We start from the raw sequence: 21,673 nt of genomic DNA on the forward strand, positions 1-21,673 counted from the left end.
CTCTTTTTTAATAATTGGTTGATCGTTTTATTGACCGGCCACATGGGTTCAACTTTGCAATATCTATCGTTTAGGCTTAATACCTATCCTGCACTTTCCTTGTTACCTGCCGGCTAAATGCACTTAGTGTAGTGATCGCCAGCGGCTAATGTATTACTTCTTCGCACCCTGCTGCAGCAGCCATTTAGCCAGTTCATAAGCTGCGTTGGCATTTTCATACTCTGCTGGTATTTTTCGGCCATCGGTGTACTCGTTGTACAACCAGGGATCGCCTACCGCAAACACAGTTCCTTTGCCATATTTGGCTGTTGCCATCACAATATCATTCTCCAATTTTACCAATGGTTTGGCGGGCGTCTTGGTGTCAATAATGCTTATTTCCTTCAGGTACGTTTTTTTAGTGGTTTTAAACACTTCATTACCGGCGGGAATGGGCACGGCGCCGGTTTCGTATTGGTTACCCTGTACGAAGTTACGGCCGCGGTTGGTGAAGGTGATGCCAAAAGCATTGGCCAGTTTATTGAAATGGGCCAGGTCGCAGTTTACACTGTCGTTGGCCATCAATACCAGCACACCGCCTTTTTTAACCCACTCACTAACGGCTTTTACATGTTCTTCGTTTACATAGTTGGGGTTCTTGTTATCTTTTAAACCATCCGGGTCAACAACAATGTATACATCGGTTTTTGACAGGTTGGCGGCTGTTGGCGCTGCCTCAAGGGTGCTTAGTTTTGCGCCATAGCTGCTGAACGCCTGGCCCCAAAAGCTGAAACCATTATAGCTCATTTCGTTCCAGGTATAGTGGGTGGGGTATTTAAACCCGTTCAGTTCTTTTTTGTCTTCGTGGTTGAAATAGTAATCTACCGTTACCGTTTTTCCTTTACCTACCAGGGTAGCCGGCATGTTCTCCATTTCAGCACCGGCCAATAAAAATGCGCCAATACCTTTCCAGTCGTTCACGATCACTTTTTCGCGCATATAGTATTCAAAGCTGCCATCGCGGTAGGGTTTGCCACCAAGGCCCGATACAGATACGGTACCTTTCAGCTGAACCTGTCCGTCGGCATTTTTGTCAACGAACTCTTTTAATATACCGGCATATCCTTTTTGCGCATTGGCCCAGTAAGTAGCGGGCAGGTAGCCTTTACGAATACCTTTTGCAATGGTATATACCAGCATTGCCGAGGCCGATGCTTCTAAATAGTTCTTTGGTGCGGTGGGCATATCAACGATATCGTACCACACACCGCTTTTGGGGTCCTGTACTTTGGTAACCGCTTTGGTAAAGCGGTTTAAAATGCCAATGATGGTATCGCGGCCGGGGTGGTTGGCGGGGAAGAAATCCAACGCATCAACCATTGCCATTCCATACCAGCCTAAAGCGCGGCCCCAGAAATGGGGTGAATTACCGGTTTGTTTGTTGGCCCATTGCTGTTCTTTCGATTCATCCCAGCCATGGTATAATAAACCGGTTTTGGGATCGCGTGCATGCCGTTCTATGTCTGCAAACTGGCGGGTGATATCGTTAAAAACGGTGTCTTCGCCAAACAACATGGCGTACTGGGCGTAAAATGGTTGTCCCATGTACAAGCCATCGAGCCAAACCTGCCAGGGATATATTTGTTTATGCCAAAAGCTGCCTTCTTTTGTACGCGGGTGATGCGCTAATTGCTCGCGCATGAGATCAGCCGCTTTTTTATACTTTGCTTTTTCTGTAACCTGGTACAATAGCAATACATTCTTTCCATTGTTCACGTGGTCAATATTGTACTCATTGGCCTCGTAACCTCTGATAGTACCATCTTCATTTACCCAGGCATCGATGCTTTTTTGAATGTATTTGTAATAAGCAGGATCGCCGGTGGCATACCACAAGGCTTCCATACCTTTTAAAACAACACCCATATCATAACTCCATTTCTTAGGCTGCCGGGCCAGTGAATCGTTCCACCAACTCATAACCGAGGCGGCCATACCTTTCGACCAATTTTCTTTACCCGGCACTACCCCTTTTGCGGCGGTACCTTGCTGGGAGTAGGCATTAATTGAAACTGCACTGCTAATGACAAACAATACGTGTGAAATCTTCATGGTTGTTTTTTTGAACAGGTTCCAGGTTCCATGTTTCAGGTTGCAGGGGTTACAGGTTTTAAAGACCCTGTAACTTGTAACCTGTAACGGCTATTTATTTGATTAAGGTTTCTTAATTATTTAATTGTCATATTATGTTCAGATGCTCCAAACTCATATTGTATCTTCTCTTTAGCTTTTGAAGCATCGGTATTTTGAATATTAATGTTCTTTGTTCTTTCGCCGGCCACACGGAACAACAGGTCTGAATCTTTTTTATAGATCAGTTTATCGAAGGTGAGGCGATCACTGTTAATGATATCTACAACGGGGTTGGTTTGATTGCTCAATATGGTAATGTTCTTAAAGGTAATGCCCGATGCTTCCTGGCAATCGATGCCTTTTTCGGCCTGCAACTGCATGTTTTCGAGCAGAATATCCTTCACATGCATTTCGGGTATGCCCCTTATGAAGATGCCTTTTGCTGCGCCATTACAAACCACATTCTTTACTACAAAATTTTTGAACTGGGGCGTGGCTTCGGTAACCGGTAAGGTTTCCACTTTTGGCAATTCTCTTTTTTCACCCGCCAGCGCTACCGGGTCAACCGACATATAATACATATCGAACAAAATGGCTTCGCCCGGAATGTCGATCATGGTGATGTCGTTGATATAAATATTTTCTACAATGCCGCCGCGGCCACGGGTGGTTTTAAAACGCAGGCCTATATCGGTGCCTATGAAGGTACAGTTACTGATCCACATGTTGCGGGCGCCGCCGCTCATTTCACTGCCTATTACAAAACCACCATGGGCATGGTATACTTTACAATCGCGGATGATCACATTCTCGGTTGGCATACCTCTTTTTCTGCCGGCCTCATCGCGACCGCTCTTCATACATAAGCCATCATCGCCAACATCAAACACCGAATTTTCGATAAGTACGTTCTTACAGCTTTCTACATCAATGCCATCGCCGTTCTGCGCAAACCAGGGGTTCAGCACGGTAACGTTGCGCACGGTAAGGTCTTCGCTCATGAGGGGGTGCAAACACCAGGCGGCAGAGTTTTGAAAGGTTACGCCTTCAAGAAGCACCTTTTTACATTTAGTGATCACAATCAGGTTGGGACGCAGAAAATCTTTTATGCTTTGGTAGAACTCGGGCGTTTTTTCGGGCGAAATTTCGCCGGGGTTCTTCAGTTTGGTGGCTTTAAGCCATTGCTGCGAGGGGTACCAGCTTTTACCGTCTTCACTTACCACCCCACCCGACTCGGTAAATCTTTTCCACTGGCTTTCGGTGAGCTTGTCTCTTCTTATCTGACGCCAAACTTCGCCACCGCCATCAATAACGCCCTGGCCGGTAATGCCTATATTGGTTGCATTGGTAGCAGAAACCGGGCTTTGGTTGCGCATTTGCGGCAAGCCTTCCCAATTGCCTTCTACCAGCTGATATTCATTTTTGTCTTTGGTGAATTGTAATAAAGCGCCTTTTTTCAGGTGCAGGTTCACATTGCTTTTAAGCACCAGCGGGCCGGTTAGCCATAACCCGGCAGGTACTACCACTACCCCACCGCCCTTTTTATTAACGGCATCAATGGCGGCATTAATGAACTTCGTATTTAACGTGCGACCATCGGCTACGGCTCCAAACTTTGTGATGTAAGTAGAGTCTTTTTTAAAACTGGTTTGTTGTATCACCGGTAATTTGCCCTGGGCCCATATACCAGAAGAAGATGCCATTAAACCAATTACTGCTGCTGCTTTAAACCAATTGTTCATTACACGTTATTTTCTTCAATAATATTAAAATGCAAAGGTATTGAGCCTCGGGGACCAATCCGATGATTTAACGAGATGTAAGCGTACGCCGGCAGTATAGTATTTGGAAAAGGTAGTTTTGTGCTTTCAGCGCTTAGCAAGACAATCGTTTAAATAGATGTAAGTTACAGGCTGCAAGTTGCAAACCCGACCCGTCGGGACACGACGATGCAGCCTGTAACTATTTAATACCTGTTTTTCAGGGCAATTGTACACAGATATTAGTACCCACCGAAACGAATAAGGAATTTTATTTACGCAAACGTTACCGGCAACGATAACATACGGATTGGAATAAAATGCTGGCAATCAACGTAAAATTACCCAGAACCATACCCCTTTACGCGACTGCCAGCAGGAAGATACCCGGAGCCGGGACATGGCAGGTTCTCCCAAAACTGCCATATTCACCAGCCGGTAATTACACTATCAGAGCAAACAAAGCCTATTATTGATATCCTTCATTTTGTGTAAACTCGCCTTTATTGGTAACGGCGTCAATTTGTGATTGTGGTATTGGCCGTACTGTATGAAAGGGTTTTATATACTGTGCGGCATCGGGGTTAAGCCTGGTAACGCGGTCAATCAGCTTATTGGTACGTTTCAGATCGAACCAACGTAATTGTTCACCGGCCAGTTCCCTTGCACGTTCATCCAGAATAAAATCGAGGGTTACATCGGCCGCTGTTATTTGCATAGCTGCCTCATGGCCCGGAATGGCTGCCCGGGTACGGAGCTTATTCAGGTGCGCAGCTGCATTACCGGGGTTGCCTAACTTAAATTCAGCTTCTGCGGCTATCAAATGCATTTCGGCCAGTCGCATAATATATACATCCCGGGCGCTTTGCGCTTCATTGAACGAGGCACGGGTTGAATCTTTGAATTTCTTTAGCGATACATACCATTTCCTTTGGCTGGGGATACCCTTGGCGTTATACACCCTCGACATATCGTAGGTAGTATAAGGTTTGGCATTCGAAATATTGGTATCGATGGCAACTTTAGGTGTATAACAAACCGTATCGCCTACTTTGAAACTGGAAACGGTCTTTGTAAACGCATTGCCGGCAGTAGTTGCTTCTTTATTGGCATACCAAACCGTTTGAAACGAAGCCTGGTAACGGCTATCGTCACTTTCATTGAACATATCGAGCAACGCTTTGGTAGGCATATATCGGTTAAAAGGCCGGCCATTGGGTATATCGCGCACCAGAATGCTTGAGTTAACCTGGTCGTACACCTGAAGGAATAACATATGGCCGCTATTGCTTCCGCGGCTATGCCCCGTTGGGAAGGCAGATGTTGCCAGGTCGTTGTTCGACAGGTTGGTTGAATAGTCAATAGCCCAGATCACCTCTTTGTTCTTAAGGTTGCCCATATTCCACAGATCGCCAAACTTTGGTGCAAGCGTATAGCTATAATCCTTATTACCGGTAATAATATCCGTGGCCATGGCCAACGCCTGCGCGTTCATTCCGCGGGTTAAATACATACGTGCCAGAAAGGCTTTGGCTACCGGTATGGTAACCCGGCCATAATCAGTAGAAGATTTTGATAAATTCTTTACCGCAAAATCAAGGTCTTCGAATATCAGCGTGTAGAACTTATCAACCGGTGCTTTGTTGGCGGTTGATTCAACAACCCCACCAGGCGTAGCTTCGGTGGTAAGATGAACGCCACCCCATGTTTCAACAATGTGCCAGTAATAAAAGGCACGTAAAAAACGTAACTCCGCAGAACGCGTTGTTTTTTGTGCAGCGGTATAGTCGGTAACATCATTAATTTTTGCCAGGCCATCATTGATCAAATAAATAGCCGCATAAAAATTATCCCACTCCAGGTTAAGCGCTGCGGTGTTACTGCCCTGCAGGTTATCGTACCGCGACAGTTGCGTTAATACATCGCCACTACCATTTGTCCAGATGTCGGTACCCATTTCTGCAAGACTATACCCTTCCTCTTTGCCATACCAAAAGCGGGTATATGTATATGCTGCGTTAACCAGTGTTTCAAAACCTTTGGCAGTTGTATAGGTTACGTCGGGTGTTAAACCACTAGGATTATTCTCTGTTAATTTTTTATCGCATGACGAAAACACCACAGCACCCGTAAGCACCCAAAGCAATATTTTATTTACTTTATTTTTCATATTGCAGTAATTGAATCAATAATTAATTAGAATTTAGAACTCAATATTTAACCCTGTAACGATCAGCTTTGTCAACGGCCTGTCAAAAGAGCCTTCACCTTCCGGATCATAATCTTTCTCTTTTGCAAACGTGAAGTAGTTTTTAGCGCTTACATACCAGCGCAGATTGTTTATATGAAATTTCTGGCTTAGCGTTTTTGGAAGCGTGTACCCCAGGGTGATATTCCTGATCTTTACGAATGAACCATCCTTATAACCGAGTGTGGAAGCAAATGGCAGCGAGGCCCTTGATATATTGCTGTTCGGCCGTGGATAATCATTGGTTGGGTTCTCGGGCGTCCAGTAGTTTGCTTTGGCGCCGTTCTCAATAGCGTTAGGCTCATACTTGTTGGCATAATCCGAAACAAAAGTTTGTCCAACCCGGGCAAATACATAAATGTTCAAATCGAAATTCTTATAGCTGATATCATTGCTGAACCCAAGTGTATAATCGGGTACGGCTGAACCTACTACTACTCGGTCGTAAGTAGCATCCAGCTTTCCATCGGGCGTGCCTTTACTGCCGTTAACGTCGGCCACCCGAATATCGCCGGGTTTGTAACCAAAACTCCTGGCCAGGGCCGAATCGGCCGTTTGCCAAATACCTTCTTTTCTGAAATCATAGAACGATTTCACCGGCGAGCCTATGAACAAACTGCTGGCTACGTCATTCATTCCGTTCACCAGGTCGGTTATACGTTCTTTATTGCGGGTATAGGTGATGGTGCTTGACCAGGTAACCTGTTTTTGCACATTCACTGTACGTAATGAAACTTCTATCCCGTTGTTGCGGGTCTTTCCCACATTCTCTATTATTTTGGTGTGGCCCGATGAGCCGGGTAATGGGCGAAGCAGTAACAGATCGCGTGTTCTTGAATCGTAATAATCCACACTTGCTGTAATACGGTTTTTGAACAAGCCGAAGTCTAACCCGATATTTTGGGTACCTGTAAGCTCCCATTTCAGGTTGCGGTTACCATTTTGCGGGTCATAGCCATATGCCAGCATACTTACATCATTCCACGAAAAAGGAATAAGAATTAAACTGGTGGTGGTAGAATATGGTTTAACAGCTGCATTACCTGCCACACCATAGCTGGCGCGCAATTTCAGATCGCTGAACAATTGTTGGTCAGCCATAAAACCTTCATCGATCACCCGCCAGGCCACAGCCGCAGAAGGGAAGAACGACCAGCGGTTCTCTTTTAACAATACCGAAGACCCGTCTGCACGGCCGGTTAATGTTAACAGGTATTTGCCTTTATACCCATAATTCAATCTGAAGGCGCCCGACAACAGGTCGCTGCCAATGTAGTTACTCCAGATGCTGAGGTTTGCCGGGTTGTTCAACAATGCATTCCAGGCCTGACCAGGAACAATTTGCCCCGTACCCTGTGCATAAGAGCTATCAGTTTTATTAGAAAGATAACTGGTTACAGCGGTTACATCAATATTGTGATCGCCGAACTTCTTATTCCAGGTAATTATATTTTCCCAAATAAGGTCGGTTTGGGTGGCATTGGTAACTTTTGCCAGTGAACCGGTTGCAGTAAAGCGGGTAATGGTATTTTCACCCAGGAACAATCCATTACGGCTGCTGCTGTTTGTTATACCCAGGTTCGAGCGTAATGTAAGATTGGGCAATGGCTTCCACTCGGCATAGGCAGAAGATAAGATGCGGGTGGTATTTGTTTTATTGATATAAGCCCCGGGCAATTCTTCCAACAGAGGGTTAACCTGGTTGGCATTACCGGGAATTCTTACTATAGAGCCATCTGTATTATAAGGAATGAAATAAGGAATTACTTTATTGGCAACATTTAAAATATTATCGGTACGCCTGTTCTCATTGTAATAAGTTAACTGGCTTTGCAATCCCACCTTAAAGGTGCCTATAACCGTTTGGTCGATGTTCAGGCGTAAGGTATACCGGCCACTGTAATCGTTGTTAAGAATTCCTTTTTCCTTAAAATAGTCGAACGAAAAGAACACTTTTGTTTTTTCACTACCCGAGGCCACATTTATGCCATAGTCCTGCTGTGAACCTTTTTTTAAAAGCAGTCCGGGCCAGTAGGTATTTTGTCCACTTTGTACTGCGGCCAGGTCGGCTTTAAATAAACTGGCATCGTCTGCCGCTGAATTCCATGCGCCTGCTGTTCGGGCGCCCTGGCGCTTCAGATCGGCAAACTCCTGCGCGTTCATCGGCTCGGGATAACCTGCCACTTCGTTAACGCCATAATAAACATTGGCGCCTACTCTTATTTTTCCGCTGGCCCCTCTTTTTGTAGTAATGATAATTACGCCATTGGCGCCGCGCGAACCGTATATAGCGGTGGAAGACGCATCTTTCAACACCTCCATCGACTGAATATCGTTGGGGTTAATATCCTGGAAGTTGGAATACTGAATTCCGTCAACAATAAACAAAGGTGTGTTTTGCGCCAGTACAGAGCGGGTACCCCGCACAGTAACATTCACGCTTGATCCGGCGCCGCCACTGGTACGGGTGATATCAACGCCAGCCACTTTACCCTGTACGCTTTCCATTACGTTGCCGGCAGGAACCTTTTTTACTTCATCGCCTTTGAGTGAAACAACAGCGCCGGTAAGGTCTCTTTTCTTTACTGTACCGTAACCTATCACTACAATATTTTCAAGGCTCGAAGCGGCAGATACCAGGGAAATGCTGATCTGCGTTTTATCGCCCACTTTTATTTCCTGGCTTTCGTAGCCAACATAGGAGAATACCAATACATCCTCATCATCGGCAGTAATGTTGAATACGCCCTGCTCATTGGTGGTGGTGGCTTTTGATTTTCCCTTTATGCTCACTGTTACGCCTGAGAGGGGAACGCCGTTTGGGTCAGTTATTTTACCCGTTACCTTTTTTTCTGCCGTTTGCCGGCCGGCATCTTCATTGATCACAATGAGGCCGTTCGACATGAACCGGTAGGTCAATATGGTTTGGGAGAACAGGTTGTCTAAGGCCTGGCGAATATCAACATTTTCGAGGTTGATGGTCACTTTTTGCCTGATGTCTGACAACTTGTTGTTGTAGAGGAAACGATAGTTTGTTTGCTTTTCGATATTGATCAAAATGCCGGCTATTTCGGCATTTTTATACCGGAGATTCAACTTATCCTGGCCAAATCCCCTGGCTGAAACCTGTAGCACACAAACAAGTAATAAGAAAGAAGTCATTTTCATAACAAGCAGCGCATTGGAAAGCAACGGGCGTTTTTCACCCGTTCTAAAAGTTTTCATACATTAGTATTATTATGGGTTAAGAAATCACTTCCCTTTCCCGCCTGCCAGCGGGTTCGGGATTATACAACACCGAAAATTTTAACCTGTAATGCCCGGAGAATGCTGCCAACATTCTCCGTTTTTTTTTGCCTACGTAGGATGCATATTTATTTTGTCGATTTTATAAATACCTCATTATTACTGATCGATACATCAAAGTGAACAGCTTCTTTTAGTGCCATAAAAGCCTGTTCAACTGTTTCGGTTTGCAGGGAACCGTTGAAAACCAACTGCCGGGCGGCGTCATCTTCAAAATAGATCCTGATATTGTACCATCTTTCCAGCTTAAGGGCCAACTGCTCGAAATTGTCGCCACGAAACTCAAGCCGGTTATACACCCATGCTGTTTCAAGATGTTCATTATCTTTTACCGTACTGTCGATCCTGATTATGTGTTGGGCTGTTTGGGAAGAAGCGGTGGAAGCCGGATTCTTCGCTATACCTGCATCGGAACTGTTAACGGGCAACACGATCTTTTCGTTGGGATGCAGATATACCGGCTTTCCGCTTTTATCGCCCTTGCGGGTGATTTGTACCAAACCCCTGATAAGAGTAGTTTCTATTGTTTTTTCGTCGGGGTACGACTTTACATTGAATGCGGTACCCAGTACTTTTATATCGATGCTGCCGGCATGAACAACAAAAGGCTTTCGCTGATGCGTGGTGGCATTTTCAACATGCACCACATCGAAATAAGCTTCGCCTTCGAGGGTTATTTCACGAACGGGGCCGCTGAAATTAGCATATACTATGCGTGAGCCGGCATTCAACCAAACAGTTGAGCCATCGGGCAAAATTGTTCTTGTTTTACTTCCTTTTGGCGCTATTACTTCATTGGCAGCAAGCTCATTGTGTTTTTTATGCCATACAGCAAATAGCCAGCTGCCGGCAATGATGGCCGTTATGGCCGCCGCCGCCCAATATAATTTTCGCCATTTTTTTATACGCACCACCGGAGCAACATCCTGCTTTACGGCCGATTCGGCAGCCGCTAATTGTAATATGCGGTTTATTTTGTCATCGGCTGCAGGCTCTTCGTAGGCAGAACTGTTTACAGACCATAATTGGTGCAGCATATCATATTGCTGCATCAGTTCGGGATGCTGTTGCAATAAGTTGTTTAATTCATCCTTATCCTGTTCTGTAGCATCTCCGCTCAAGCTGCGAGACAGTAAAAACCAGATTCTTTCGGGTGTTTCCATTTTGCGCCAAATGCGTTTATGTATATAAAGACAGGCGTTTTTGAAAAGACCATTAAAGTAATAGAAGATTTTTTTTCAAAAAATGGAGGCAGGTACCGGTTACCGGATGCCAGTTGCCGGTGCTCAAAATTGGCAGATTGCGAATTATAACAATGTGTTACACGTTATAGGATTCAGATTACACAAGCGCTCGATTGGTTTACCCTGGCAACCGGAAACTGGTAACCGGCAACTATTGTCCGTTGACTTTTACATCGAATCCTTTTGAAACGCGGTTCACATTAAGTTCAGCACATATCTTTTTAATAGCAATAGCCATTTGCACATCAACTGTGTTGAGGGAAATATTGAGAATTTCGGCTACTTCGCGGTGTTTGAGGCCGTCTTCGCGTACAAGTTTAAAGATCATTTTACAGCGGGGAGGTAAATTATCAACTGCCTGTTGCATGCGTTTCATCATTTCGGCAGTTACCAGCAGGTTGTAGGGATCGGTTGCTACCTGGCCGGCTTCAATATCCAGATCATCGAACGGCGCCCTGATAAGCTCAGTGGCTTTTTGTGAAATGGCGTTCAGCGACCTGTTCTTAACGGAGACATATAAATAAACAGTGAGGTTCTCTATTTCGTTTATGCGAGCGCGATTGCTCCACAACTTTACAAACACATCTTCCACAACTTCTTCAGCAGTTTCTGCCGAACGGGTAATAGCGCGGGCGAAATGGTGCAGCCGTTTGCTGAATAGTTTGTATAATTCTGCCAGGCATTGTTCATTTCCGGCATGTATACCATCTTGAATATGTGGCAGGCTAAAGGTCATACTTTTTTCATAAGCAAGCTAACGCTGATAAAAGTAGGCATTTTTTGGTTATAATGAAATAGCTATTATACCCGTGGCACGGTTTGGGACCGTGTCACGGGTTGTAGATAACTATTCTACTCTAAACCAATCGACATCAGCGAAGCCCGCATCGTTGGTAACGGTTGTACGGGTGCAGAACAATCCAACTTTTGCGCCGATCCATCTGCCCGGCAATGCCTTAAATTCATCACCGGCCGGGATAAATTCCTTTCCATCTTCACTATACGAAAAACTACATTTGGCCCCTGCGCTTACTTTAACGCGCAAATAAGTAGTGGCACCTGAAATTTTGCCAATCATTTTTTCCTGCTCTGGCTTGCCGGCTTCGGCGCCTTTACAGATCACGTATGAGAGGTATATTCCATCCTCTTTTTTGGTAAGCGCCACGTAGGCATAGTCGGAACCCATGATCACCAAACCTGTTCTTTCATTTGCCAGCCTTGGTTTGAAATCGAGCTTCACCGTAGTGGTAAATTCTTTTGCCGGCCATTTCTGCATTAACACATTGGGCACAAACCATAAGTTCTTTGCAGTATCTGACCACATGGCCGAGAACAACCGCAGTTTGCCATTGGCCGGAAATGCCCAAAACGGTTTGGGGTTCGCCTGCCATTGCCATTGCAATCCCAGCGTGTTGCCATTGAATTCATCAGACTCCTGTGGCGTTTGTACCGGATATGTTTTACCAACATTTGGTTTTTTATATTCCAATACCGGTTCGCCTTTTCCGTCGCCATCTTTATCAACACCTATCACCGGCCAGTTATTTACCCACTTCATCGGTTGCAGGTGAACGATACGGCCGTAGGCATCAACATCCTGAAAGTGCAGGAACCAGTCTTCACCGGTTTTAGTATCAACCCAGGCGCCCTGGTGCGGACCATTGATGGGGGTGCTGCCCTGGTCCATCACTACTTTTCTTTCGTATGGGCCATAAATATTTTTTGAACGCATCACCAGCTGCCAGCCGGTACCAACACCACCGGCAGGTGCAAATATGTAGTAGTAGCCATTGCGTTTATAGAACTTGGGGCCTTCCAGCGTTGGGTCCTGATCGTGACCATCGAATACCATAACACCACCGTCGAGGACTTTGGTACCGGTAGCGTCGAGCTTTTTCACCACTACGATACTTTTTATTCCGGCGCGGCTTCCTGCATAGGCATGAACGAGATATACTTTACCATCATCATCCCATAACGGACAAGGATCAATCAATCCTTTACCACCTTCCACCAGAATGGGGTCCGTCCAGGGGCCGTTAATGCTTTTTGATTTAACTACATAAATGCCAAAATCCGGATCGGGATAATAAATGTAAAACTCACCGTTGTGATACCTGATAGCGGGCGCCCATACGCCCATACCGTGGCGGGTTTGAGAAAAATGCTCGTAGGGCGGCTGACGTTTTAGTGCATGTCCAATGATGGTCCAGTTCACCAGATCTTTTGAATGCAGGATGGGTAATCCCGGAATGCCATCAAAGCTGGATGCTACGAGATAATAATCATCGCCAACCCGGCAGGCATCGGGGTCTGAATAGTCGGCATACAAAACCGGGTTCTTGTAAGTTCCGTTTTTGTTATCACTCACCCATACTTTTGATACGTAGGGTTGTTGTGCGGTTGCGTAAATACTGAGGAGAGAGAAACTTAATACAAACAATCTTTTCATTACTATATGTTACTTTTTCTTAAAAATATTCTGTCGTAAAACGGCAAACGTGAAACGTGAAAGTATTCCCGAACTTTGAAACTCGCTTCTTCGGCAATCGTGAATCGTGAATCGGCAATAGCTGCCGAAATTTCTGGCCTCGCTAATTAATGCGAGTCTCAAATAAAGAACTATGAACTAAAAACTGAACACTAAGAACTGCATTTATCTTTATCAACTCTATCAGCCTTATCAACTTTTCAACATATCAACCTTTATTTCTCCGGCTTCCAATTTCCAAAGATATTCTTCAACGTATAACTCTTCGCCTCCTTCTTCGTTAACTGATGCGACCAAACAGCACGGCCTTTGGCATTAGCGCCTGGCCCTTTGCTATTATATTCGGCATAATAAGCCGTTTTTTCGTTCCCGGGATTACGCCAGTTATCCCAACCGGTAGCACTGATGTGCTCACCCATATTGGTATTGATAAACACGGTGCGGGCATGTGGCCGCCAGGGCCTGCCCAGCAACACCTTTTTGGCAGCCGTATCGGCCATCAATGTACAATCAAGAAATACCAATCCAAACTTTTGCGCGGGCGTAGTTGATGCCGCTGTTATATAACTGTTCGAAAGACTTTTAACAGTACACCGTTCAAACAACACCGTAGCCGGGCCGAAAATAAAATCGGTGGTCCCTTCAATAAAGCAATCTTTGTAATACTGGCGGCTGCTATCGATACCAACGTACAGCGTATCCTGGTTGCCCAAAAGACTGCAGTTAAATACCACACAGCGATCGCCTTCGGCATGCAAGGCCACGGCCTGCCCTACCCTACCCGATGAGTTTTGAATAGTGAGATTTTCGGCCCAGAAATCATTGCCTTTTACCAATACGGTGTAGGAATTAAAGGTGCTGAACTTGTCGCGCCCCGAGGTTACATCTTTACCGCCCGGCAATGGCTTGCCACTAAAATCATCATTGGTGATGATGGTGCTGTCGCGGCTTTCGCCTTCTAATTTAATGTTTGTCTTCCAGGAGGGGATCACCAGCTTTTCTTTATAAACACCTTTCTTAATAAAGATGGTTACCCGCTCCTGCGAAAAATCGCGCATGGCATTTACCGCCTCCTGAATGGTTTTATAATTACCGCTTCCATCCTGCGCTACTACTAAATGCGTTGGATAGGTTTGTTGGGCGAAACTTATTACAGGAAGTAGTAAGATTAATATGATGCTTAACTTTCTCATTTCTCTGTTCTTCATTTTTCATTTCTCATTTCAAAAACCCCATCTCCATTAACCACTGTTCACACAAAGTGGTCCATTGTTGGGTTGAACCGGGATTGTTGCGAAGCGCAATGTTATGACCGCCCTGTGGAAAAATATGAATGCTGGCTGAGATCTTTTTCTCAAGCATTGCCAGGTATAAGTTCAAACTATTACGTGGGTCAACCGCTTTATCATCCCATGCGTGTACCATAAAACATGGTGGCGTTGTGGGTTTAACCTGTAATTCCATGGAGTATTTGTCTACCATTTCTTTGGATGGTTCTTTTCCCAATAAGTTTTCGCGGCTGCCCTTATGCGTATATGGCCCCATGGTTACAACGGGCGAAACAAGCAGCGTAAAATCGGGACGAAACGAAACAGCATTGAGCGAATCGCCAATGGCGGCCACATCATCGGTTACATTTCCCAACATAGTAGCCAAATGCCCACCAGCCGAAATGCCCATAACACCGATCTTGTTTTGCTGTAGTCCCCAGCGGCCGGCATTAGCACGAATAAGCCGGATGGCCCGTTGTGCATCTTGCAAAGGCCCTGACTCGCGTTGTGCTAAATCGGGTGAGTTAGGCAAGCGATAGTTCAACACAAAAGCGCTTATACCCATGGTATTAAACCATTTAGCCAATTGAAAACCACTGATCTGGTAGGATAAATGATGATAACCACCGCCGGGACAAATGATAACGGCGCATTGTTTATTTTCCTGTAATGAAGGGAAGAAGGCAAACATACCCGGCGCGCCTACCTGAAACACCCGTTCGTTATTGATGCTATCTTTTAAACGCATGCCTTTGGTATTGGGCATTTTACCTGCCGGCCATAGCGGAATGAACTCCTGCGCGCTTCCTGTCATTGTGACAATTAAACAGGCAAAAAACAAACAAATCGTTTTATTGAACATGAAGAGAGTTTTTCGAGGTGTCGAAGTTATCACTTATCTCACAAAAATGTGCCATCCCGATGAATCGGAATAGCACTCATTACAGACGATTCACACGTTATTTTAGTTGCTACTGCTTAAGAAAGCGCAGTAATACTTTTTCATTTAAACGTTCTACTTCAGCATTCATCAATTTTCGGAAATCGTGAAACGGCAAACGTGAAACGAGAAAGTTCAATTTCAAGACTCGGAACGATATTTTACCTCGCTTCATTCTGGGCAATAGCAAGCCATTAAGCAAATTTTGCTTCAAAAATTGCCTATTGTTCATTGCCAATTGTCTATTGTTATTTTCTCACTCTTTCTGCAAGCTCGGGTTGTAAGCTCTTTATGTTTTTCAACACAATTTGCGCTATCATACGCGCGCCCAACTCATTAAAATGGGTGTTATCTTCTTTTCCTTTGGGATAATTTGGATGCTCATCGGGAGCCAGGTGATTAAACAACAGCTTCGATTTATCTACCCCCCACTGCTGATACAATGCCTGTGCTTCTTTATCAAGGTCTATCAGGGGTACGTTTTGTTCTTTGGCTACGTTGCGCACTATTTGCGCATATACATCATGCGTTCCTACAATATGGCCGGTTGAATCGAAATTGCGACGGGCCACGGGCGTAAGTAAAACGGGGTTGGCCTTTTTGCTGCGTGTATCGGTAATATATTTAACCAGGTTTGCTTTAAACTGCTCTTCGGTGGTATAGCTCTTTTTTGTTTTTACTTCATCATTATGGCCAAACTGAACAAACACATAGTCGCCTTCCTGTAAGGCTTCAACTATGGGTGTCCAACGGCCTTCTTCCATAAACGTTCTGGTACTGCGGCCGTTTTGTGCACGGTTATCGACCGTTACGGTTGAATCGAAAAAATAAACGAAGGGCATGCCCCAGCCATTCTCAGGATATGTACGCGGATCTTTTTTTGCCATGGTTGAATCGCCTATAAGCCATATAGTGATCTTCTTTTTTGGCGGCAAGGCAAATGCGGCAAGTATCATTAGTCCTATGAATAATATCCTGTTCATGGTTTATTGTTTAAAAACTTATCGGCAATCGTGAATCGGCAATCGGCAATGGTTCCCTAATTTTCTGGCCTCGCTAATCGTGAAACGGCAAACGTGAAACGTGAAATAAAATACAGCAATAAGCTACAAGCCAGCGCGGCGCTACAAAACTCGAAACCCCAAACTTCATCAATTCCCTAGTCAACTCGTCAACTTCTATTCCTTTATCAACTTTATCACCTCGATCAACATTTCAACTTCCTTGTTAACTTGTCAACTTGTTAACTCGTCAACTTGTATTCCTTTATCAACTTTATCACCTTTATCAACATTTCAACTTGTCAATCTTTCAACTTCCTCGTCAACTTGTTAACTTGTTAACTTGTTAACTCCTCACCTACTTAACCAACCCATTAACATACACCTCTATATTCGTATACTGTTTATCAATCGTATACATACCAGCATCTGCCGCATCATTAGGGTTTAATTTATGGGCTGCCTCCCAGTCATCGGGTATACCATCCTGGTCTTTATCGGCCAATGCAGGAAGGCTCCTCAATGCCGGCCAGGCCTTTACAGTAGCCTCATAAGCTGTACCATGGGGATAGCCGCCCTGCACATCTATAAAGCGGCCTTTGCGGTGTTTTACATCATTTATTATGCGTTCATCGAGCGTATCGCGGTTGGGCGAACTGCAACCAACACTTTTCAAAACCAGTTCAAATGCGTCTTTAGCCGACTGGGTTGTTACAGGTACACTGGCAAATGGTGATGTTGCTTTTGCCTGTGCGGGATCATCGGCGTTCTTTTCACCCAGGCGTACGCCCTGCCAGTTGTTACTGCTTACTTCATGAGAACCATCCACATAATTTCCATCAACAAACCATTTACCATAGGGTATTTTGGGTTGTTTGCTCCAGGGGTTCACTACCTGGTACATTACGTTCTTTTTTGTTTCGGGGCCACTGCGATAGTAGTTGTTCACGATATTGTAATTACCACCTTCGCCGGCATAGGCATTGTTGCCGCCCCAGTTGTAGATGATGTTATTTCTGAAATCAACATTCTCCTCAGGTATATTTCTTATACCATCAAAGCGGGGGTTACGGCTGTTGCAATGCGCAAACAGGTTATGATGGGCCGAGGTATGTTTACCACCCCAAATGCCGCCATACCCATGGTGCTCAAAATCTTTATCGCCTGTTTCAAAATGATAGCTGTAGTTCAATGGTTCCGATATCAGGTTCCATTGTAAGGTGGTGCTATCGCCGCCGTATACCGAAAACGCTTCATCTGTGCTCCAGCTCATAGAGCAATGATCGATGATAATATTTCTGCGCCGGGTGCCGCCAAAAGCGTCGTCACCGCCGCCACCATCAACCATGCCTTTATTCTGGTTCTTATCGCCCATGCGGAAACGCAAAAAGCGAACGATGATATTGTCGCCGCTTAACCCAACGGGATAGTCGGCCAAACAAATACCATCGCCGGGCGCTGTTTGCCCGGCAATGGTAATGTCGCCTTTTATTTCAAGCTTCGATTGTAAATGAATGGTCCCAGATACTGCGAATACGACAATGCGTGAACCTTTTGCTGTTACGGCTTTTCGCAAACTTCCGGGCCCGTCGTCATCGAGAGTATTCACCACTATCACTTTACCGCCACGGCCGCCGGTGGTATACTGGCCAAACCCTTCAGCACCGGGAAAGGCAATGGTTTGGGCTTTCAATGTTGTGCCGCTTACCATCCAAATACCTGTGAGCAGTAAAGAATATCTCAACGCTCTTTTAACTAAACTATCGCTCATAATCTTTATAATTATTGTCTCCAGCGGGGATCGCCACTGTCTGACTTACCTGCAAATGTAATATCCTTTATAAGGAAATTGTTAGTTGTAACATCGGTAAACAGGTCTGTACCGGGTTTGGTATAATCAATTATCCCATTAATTTGGTCAGATGCAAACGTTACATCTGATGTTTTATAGTTATTGCTTGTAGTTTGGGGCGTTCCCGACCGTATTCCTTTTGCCGTGCCTAAAGGAGACAGGATTTTTGAGATAATGTTGTTTGTAAAGGTAAACCCGCCAGACATGGGCAAGGTTCCACAATCGATAAAATACCGGCCATTACCTACTACATTGTAAAAGGTATTATTACTTACTGTTACCGATTGAGAGGCTGCACTGCCATGTAATATAATTGAGTACCCAATCTTGGCAATGGTGCAATTTGTAATTGTTATATTATTAATTGTACTGGTTGTGGAATTATGGATCAGTGCATAAGTACCATTTGCATTGTTGTCGCCAATATCGTAGATCAAACAATTGTTGAACGTAAATTTATTGATTGTGATAGATGCGGCCTGAATACGCATGGGCGTGTTCACCAGGTTGCGAATGGTACAGTTCTCAAAAATGATCTCGTTGGTAGTTGAGGCTGTTGACTGGTTAAAGATATAATTGCGTTTTGCACCAGAAGCATCACCATTCTCATACCCGGTAATATCAAGGTTCTCAAATTTAATAGTGCCGGCATTAGCTGGTAATGTTATGCCATTAAAAGCCAGGATGGGTTTATTAGCCCCGGCTTCGCCCCAAATGGTAAAGGACACGTTATTGGGAAGAATAATAGGCGTTACTGCCGTATTTGTATTCACAGTAGTATATTTTGTTCCCTGACGCAACACAAATATAGTACTGTCTTTAACCGTCAACAACAAAGTTGCCAGGTCATCAGTGGCAGCTACATAAATGACATTTTTGCCCTTTGGCAAATCGGCCGGCAATGTGAATGCCTGGGTGCCACGAATGAGGGTATCATTGTACAATATGGCCGTGTAAGCTTTGGTAGGCGTAAGGTTCGCGATCGTTTTTGAACCTGCCGTTTTCTCAGCAGCGGTGATATCGTACTTTGTTCCAATGCCCTGGGAATTCACCAATATAAAGTGACTTACTTCGTTTGGCGTTTTCCAATTCAGGGTTACCGTATAAGGCGTTTTATCAGCGTCGGTTACCGGGCTCATGAGCTGTTCGGTAGCTGTTTTAAAAGTAACTACTTCCCATTGTGATTCAGTTTTTGTACCAGTGGTATCAAGCCCCTTAATTCTTGCCGAATATCTTGTAAGCGCTTTAAGCCTTTCGGGAATTATAAAATTCTTATACCCATCTGCATCCTGTGTTACACTATTAACTGAATAAGTATATATGATCGGGGCAAATTGCAAACTATCTTTAGACAGCTCGATGGTGTAAGAGGTAGTGCCTGATTTCGCTTTCCAGCGTAATGTTACTGCAATGCCATCTACAACAGCGCCTACAGAGGTAGGCCTGAACAAACGACTGGCGCTTTCATCGGTATCCCAGTCGTTATATTTTTTACATGATACTATACCAGTGGCAATAATACCAGCCAGCACAGCTATTAAAGAGATCTTATATAAAGATGTTATTTTCATTTCTACGATGATTAAAGGTTATTAAAATCCGTATGCGTTCTTTAATGTTCCATTCGACTCGGCTATGATAGAGTTGGCAATGGGATACAGGTGCCGGTTTGGTACACCGGCAGGGTTCAACCCACTGCTGAACAGATCAACACGGTCAGAGTACAGGGTTTTGTTGGCCGGGGTTTGTGTTGACAGCCAGGGAATTTTTGTATAACCGGCTATATCGGCCGTTCCTTTATCGTTATAGAAATTTATACTGTCTTTTTCAATGATCTCATTACCTGATTTGTATTTATAGAACAAGTAGGTAGGCAAGGTGTTCCATGCACCTGTTCCTGAAAGCATTTGTTTAAACCCATCCCTTTGTTCCTGTATCTTACTTACCAGCAGGTTCCAGCGGATGAGATCGTATTTACGAATGGCCTCGCCGCCAAACTCATAAGCGCGTTCATTTACCAACGCATTGAAGAATGACTGCTGATCGCCTAGTGCATTTACATACGCATCTACCTTTACTGCCTTATCGGCATCGGCAAAGGCGCGGTTACGCACTTGCTTCAATGCATCTTTAGCCAGCCCGGTAGGGCCGTTAAGGGCATTTTCAGCTTCAGCAAACATCAGCAACACATCGGCATAACGCATGATAGACCAGTTAACACCATAACCAAATTTACCGCCGGCGGCTTTGTTCATAGCAGCCCAGGTTGAATTCATAAAGCGTTGGTCCCATTTGGCAAAGTTGAACGACATGGGGTTGGTTTGAAACACTTCCTTAACTTCTGCGGAACCATTGCTATAAGAATAATAGGCTATGGTTGCATCGCGGCGCAGGTCTTTTTGATCGAACATATAAAAATACCAGGCCGTTGTATTTACCACGTTGGCATTGTTGCCAAACCCATATTTTGAATTGGTGTAAAAACGAATTCCGATTGAATAACCCATTTCGCCGCTGCGGCCCAAACCATTGGCCACTTCGAACAGGTTTTCCTGGTAGGCCGCATCCATTTGATAAGAGCACAATTTTTTCCAGATATCTACATAGCTGGCATTTAGCTTATGTACATTCTGGGCCATTATCTCCTGGCATTTTTTACGCGCCAGCGTATAATACTTTTCCCAGTTACTTCCTCTTTCGGTTACATAACTTCCGTTACGGTTACGTAAAGAATAACCACCGCGAAACAGGGCAATACGTGCAGTTAACCCTTTTATAAAACCTTTTGTAATCCTTTCTACCGTTCCATATGTACCACTTCCTACCCAGGGAACATAAGCATCCGCTTCTTCGAGGTCGGCGATAAGGTAATCATAGATCACATCGCGATCGGTAGGCTCAAGATATACATTCGACAGATCGTATTTGGTTGGCTCGGCTTTATATGGCACATCGCCCCAGTTCTTCACCAGCTCAAAATAAGCCAGCGCACGCAAGGTAAGCGCTTCGCCCAAAAAAGCCTTCATCACTGTTGAATCTTTTGTTTTCATTACCGCGCTGTTCCTGATACCATCCACACACAAATTAGCACGCTCTATCAATTTGTAAATGGTTGTCCACTCACGGGCAATAGCACTATTATCGGGCGTTCCCAAATAATTAGATAAGCCCCGGTTGGTGTTCTCTTTATAAGATACATTGTCGGCGCCTACCACCTCTATGTCAGAATTGGTTGCATAGTTCAGCGGTAAACGGGCAGAGTACAAATAATCCTGAGTAAGCAATGCATATGTACCGGTAATCGCAAATTCGGTATATGCAGTTGATGAAAATACCAGGTCGGGGGTAAATTCAGAAGGCGAAGATGTATTTAAAAAGTCTTTTTTACAACCTGTAATAACTAAACCAGATATGGCAAGGGATAAAATAGATAGCTTCATTTTCATAG

General features: G+C 44.7%; 13 protein-coding genes. All 13 read right to left on the reverse strand.

Translation table 11 applies throughout. The annotated features are described in order from the left end of the window. Positions 1–153 precede the first annotated feature (153 nt). Positions 154–2,091, reverse strand: coding sequence for a glycoside hydrolase family 88 protein (locus tag GGD38_RS32285; RefSeq protein WP_375296498.1), 1,938 nt, complete (start codon positions 2,089–2,091; stop codon positions 154–156). A gap of 116 nt (positions 2,092–2,207) precedes the next feature. Next, on the reverse strand, positions 2,208–3,854 hold the full coding sequence (locus GGD38_RS32290; protein WP_375296499.1) for a glycoside hydrolase family 28 protein: 1,647 nt from the start codon (positions 3,852–3,854) through the stop codon (positions 2,208–2,210). A gap of 487 nt (positions 3,855–4,341) precedes the next feature. Beyond that, on the reverse strand, positions 4,342–6,042 hold the full coding sequence (locus GGD38_RS32295) for a RagB/SusD family nutrient uptake outer membrane protein (protein WP_375296500.1): 1,701 nt from the start codon (positions 6,040–6,042) through the stop codon (positions 4,342–4,344). A 33-nt stretch (positions 6,043–6,075) separates the two neighbouring features. After that, positions 6,076–9,345, reverse strand: a complete 3,270-nt coding sequence (locus GGD38_RS32300) for a TonB-dependent receptor (protein WP_375296501.1) — start codon at positions 9,343–9,345, stop codon at positions 6,076–6,078. A 149-nt stretch (positions 9,346–9,494) separates the two neighbouring features. Beyond that, positions 9,495–10,589, reverse strand: coding sequence for a FecR family protein (locus GGD38_RS32305; protein WP_375303934.1), 1,095 nt, complete (start codon positions 10,587–10,589; stop codon positions 9,495–9,497). 232 nt (positions 10,590–10,821) lie between these two features. Beyond that, entirely contained in the window at positions 10,822–11,406 is a 585-nt protein-coding gene (locus GGD38_RS32310) for an RNA polymerase sigma-70 factor (protein ID WP_375296503.1), read from the reverse strand. 111 nt (positions 11,407–11,517) lie between these two features. Next, a complete protein-coding gene (locus GGD38_RS32315) occupies positions 11,518–13,122 on the reverse strand; it encodes a glycoside hydrolase 43 family protein (RefSeq protein ID WP_375303935.1) in 1,605 nt (534 codons plus the stop codon). Between the two features lie 254 nt (positions 13,123–13,376). Next, positions 13,377–14,354, reverse strand: coding sequence for a pectinesterase family protein (locus GGD38_RS32320; protein WP_375296504.1), 978 nt, complete (start codon positions 14,352–14,354; stop codon positions 13,377–13,379). 25 nt (positions 14,355–14,379) lie between these two features. After that, positions 14,380–15,246 carry an alpha/beta hydrolase gene (locus GGD38_RS32325; RefSeq protein ID WP_375296505.1) on the reverse strand — a complete coding sequence of 289 codons (867 nt, stop codon included), beginning with the start codon at positions 15,244–15,246 and terminating at the stop codon, positions 14,380–14,382. A 374-nt stretch (positions 15,247–15,620) separates the two neighbouring features. Next, positions 15,621–16,355 (reverse strand): rhamnogalacturonan acetylesterase, encoded by a 735-nt coding sequence (locus tag GGD38_RS32330; protein ID WP_375296506.1) that lies wholly within the window; start codon positions 16,353–16,355, stop codon positions 15,621–15,623. Between the two features lie 376 nt (positions 16,356–16,731). Next, positions 16,732–18,144, reverse strand: a complete 1,413-nt coding sequence (locus GGD38_RS32335) for a polysaccharide lyase family 1 protein (protein ID WP_375296507.1) — start codon at positions 18,142–18,144, stop codon at positions 16,732–16,734. 11 nt (positions 18,145–18,155) lie between these two features. Continuing rightward, a complete protein-coding gene (locus tag GGD38_RS32340; RefSeq protein ID WP_375296508.1) occupies positions 18,156–19,796 on the reverse strand; it encodes a DUF5123 domain-containing protein in 1,641 nt (546 codons plus the stop codon). Between the two features lie 21 nt (positions 19,797–19,817). Further along, complete coding sequence (locus GGD38_RS32345) at positions 19,818–21,671, reverse strand: RagB/SusD family nutrient uptake outer membrane protein (protein WP_375296509.1); 1,854 nt, start codon at positions 21,669–21,671, stop codon at positions 19,818–19,820. Positions 21,672–21,673: the final 2 nt, after the last annotated feature.

It is taken from the genome of Niastella sp. OAS944 (assembly GCA_024809215.1).
In the GTDB taxonomy this organism is placed as follows: domain Bacteria; phylum Bacteroidota; class Bacteroidia; order Chitinophagales; family Chitinophagaceae; genus Niastella.